This is a genomic window from Bradyrhizobium sp., from assembly GCF_017881085.1.
In the GTDB taxonomy this organism is placed as follows: domain Bacteria; phylum Pseudomonadota; class Alphaproteobacteria; order Rhizobiales; family Xanthobacteraceae; genus Bradyrhizobium.
The window spans coordinates 1-3,031 of sequence record NZ_JADGRI010000465.1; the positions used below are offsets into that span (position 1 = coordinate 1).

Annotated in this window: 3 protein-coding genes; 1 reads left to right on the forward strand and 2 read right to left on the reverse strand. The window is 63.8% G+C overall.

The features are described 5' to 3' along the window. Positions 1-880, reverse strand: an 880-nt coding sequence (locus QZ213_RS26680) for an aldo/keto reductase (protein WP_291689045.1), incomplete at its 3' end; no start/stop codon positions are given. Between the two features lie 98 nt (positions 881-978). Further along, complete coding sequence (locus QZ213_RS26685; RefSeq protein WP_291689046.1) at positions 979-1,800, reverse strand: lysophospholipid acyltransferase family protein; 822 nt, start codon at positions 1,798-1,800, stop codon at positions 979-981. A gap of 282 nt (positions 1,801-2,082) precedes the next feature. Between QZ213_RS26685 and QZ213_RS26690 the strand changes: the two genes are divergently transcribed. Further along, a partial coding sequence (locus QZ213_RS26690) for a tyrosine-type recombinase/integrase (RefSeq protein ID WP_291689047.1) occupies positions 2,083-3,031 on the forward strand: 949 nt, incomplete at its 3' end.

Genomic DNA, 3,031 nt, shown 5'->3' on the forward strand with positions numbered 1-3,031 from the left:
CCTTCACGTTCTGCTCGACCTGCTCGACACGGGTGGCGCCGGCGATCACGCTCGACACCTGAGGCCGCGCCGCCAGCCATGAGAAGGCGAGTTCGAGCATGCTGTGGCCGCGCGCCTGCGCGAACGCCTGCAGCTTCTCGACGATGTCCTCGTTGCGCGGCGTGGCATAGCGATCGCGTATCGCGGGCATCTTGGCAAAGCGCGTATCCGCCGGTACCGCCGCGCCGCGCTTGTATTTGCCGGTGAGAAGTCCGCTGGCGAGCGGAAAGAACGGCAGCAGGCCGAGATTGTACGCCTGCGCTGCGGGCAGCAGGTCTTTTTCGATGTCGCGCACCACGAGGCTGTATTCGTCCTGGCAGGAGACGAACGGACTGACGTTCATCGCCCGAGCGGTGAACTCGGCCTCGGCGATACGCCAGGCCGGAAAATTCGAATTGCCGATGTAGCGCACCTTGCCCTGCCGGATCAGGTCGTCCAGCGCCCTCAACGTCTCCTCGATCGGCGTCAGCGGATCGCAATCATGCTGCTGATAGAGATCGATGTAGTCGGTCTTCAGCCGTCGCAGGCTGGCCTCGACGGCGGACATGATGTAGCGCCGCGACGCTCCCTGCTTGGTGCCGTCCGTGCTCATCGGCTTGGAGTATTTCGTCGCCAGCACGATGTCCTTGCGCCGGTCGCCGAGCACCTCGCCGAGCACGGTCTCGGAGCCGCCCATGCCCGCATAGATGTCGGCGGTGTCGAACAGCGTGATGCCGAGGTCGATCGCCTTGTGGATCACCTTGCGCGAGGTTTCGAGATCGGTGCGCTGGCCGAAATTGTTGCAGCCGAGGCCGACGGCGGAAACGCGCAGGCCGGAGCCGCCGAGATTTTGAATTTGCATGGGGTTGATCCTGTGGGGAATGAAGCGCGAGACGGGGCGCATTTTGGCCCCCACGCCTCGAAGCTGCAAGGCGCAGCGCACCATGGCGCCCGGGCAGCTCAGGCCGGTTCCGGCAGGGCTTGTTCGAAGGCTGCCGGCGGCGCGGCGCGCAGGGCCGCCGCTGTCATGCGCCGGACCGACTTTTCGGCCTCGCGCGCGATCGCCTTGCGATCCGCGGTCATGTCGTAGGCGGTCGCTTCACCCCAGCTTACGGTGACATCGACCGCGCCCGACGCCAGCACGCGGGCGAGATGCGGCATCAGGTCGGCGTCGCCGTACCATGCCACGCGCTCGCGCAAGGCCCGGCCCATCGGCACCCCGCCGAAGCCGACATAGGCCAGCGACATCGGCTGCACCATGATGCTGGTATGGTGCGTGGACGCGCCGAGCGCGTGATGAACCGCGCCCACCAGTGCAGAGCGGAACGGCAGCACGCGGTTACCGTCGCTGGAGGTGCCCTCGGCGAACAGCACCACAGCATCGCCGCCGAGCAACCGGCCGGCGATCTCGCGTGTGGCGGCGCCGGTCTGGTGCCGCGCCTGCCGGCTGATGAAGATGGTTCGCTGCAATTTCGCGAGCCAGCCGAACACGGGCCATCGCGCCACCTCGTTCTTGGCGACGAACACCACAGGCGAAAGCGCCGATATGACGGAGATGTCGAGCCAGGAGACATGGTTGGACAGGATCAGTGCGGGACTGGCGGTCGATCGTGTTCCGACCTCGCGAATCCGCACCCCGATCAGCGCGCAGAGCATGCGGTGGTAGAGATGGGGGATGCTCCGCTGCAGCCGCAGGTCAAACAGGATTCCGGTCAGCTGAAACGGCAGCAGCAGCAGCGTGAGTGCGAGGAAGGCGATGGCAACGAGGGCGACACGGATCATGAAGGCGGTTCGCCTGAGCGCGAGATGCTGAGTCTGTTTCGCGGGTGTTGCACGCAACGTGACGATTGAACGACTTTGGAAACAGAGCTCCAAAAAAGTGCGGCCCCGGTCAGACGCGGCGTCTTTTTCGGGGGTTTCCGGTAACCCCTTGTTAAGCAGATTTGGCGATGTTATGCCTGCAATATAAGGGGTTTCTTCCCGATCCAGGATTGTGACCCGCGCCGATTTCAACCCCCATCGTTTTGCAAACGCCGGGAAAAACGCCGGGAAATTTTGGGGACAATGCCGACCATCGCGAAGACGGAGAAGCTCACCGAAGGCCGCGTTCGGATGCTCAACCTTTGGGACACGGATCGGGCCTACATCATCGCCGATGCGAGTACAGCCGGGCTGCATCTGAGGATTGGACTAAAGCGCAAGACGTGGCACTTCTATAACGAGCGGCGGCTGCATGGCGAGCGGATCGTCACGTCAGAGCGCTTAGGCCATCTCCCGGACATGAACCTTGCAGCGGCGCGCAAGGCCGCCAAGGTCATCGCTGGTAGAATTGCGGCGGATCGCATTTTGCCGGGCAAGCGCAAGGCCGCAAAATTCAGCGCCGCGCTGGATGAATACTTGGCCCATCTCGAACGTCAGTCGGAGCGGCGCGGAAAACCGGCTAGGTGGGCCAAGAACGTGCGCTCGTTGTCGCGGCTGTATCTGATACCACGATGGGGCAAATGGCCGCTGGCGGAAATGTCGGGCTCGCCAGCCGCCGTCCGCGACTGGCACATACAGGTGACGAAAGATGCCGGACCGACTACGGCGAACCGTTGCGTCCAGACTATGCGCGCCTGCTACAAGCACGCGGCAAAACTCAACCGCTCCCTGCCTGTGGCGCTTCCCACGTCCGCCGTCGTCATGAACCCTGAAGAGCCATCACAGAAAGCTCTTGCGTTCGAGGACTTCCCCCGCTGGCGCGCGGCGTGGTCTGAGATCGAAAGCCCGGTCAGACGCGCCTATCATCTGTTTTGCCTGCTCTCAGGTTGTCGGGCAGGCGAGGCCGCGCGGCTGCGCTGGATCGACGTGCATGACCACGAGCAGAGCTTCACGATCCCGAACGCCAAGGCGGGCCACGATATCAATTTGCCTTTTTCAGAAGAGATTGGGGGCGCTCTTAGGATGGCCCGTGACGCGGCCAAGCCGGGCGCTGATCTCGTCTTCCCCGGGCTCGGCTATATTGATTACCGCG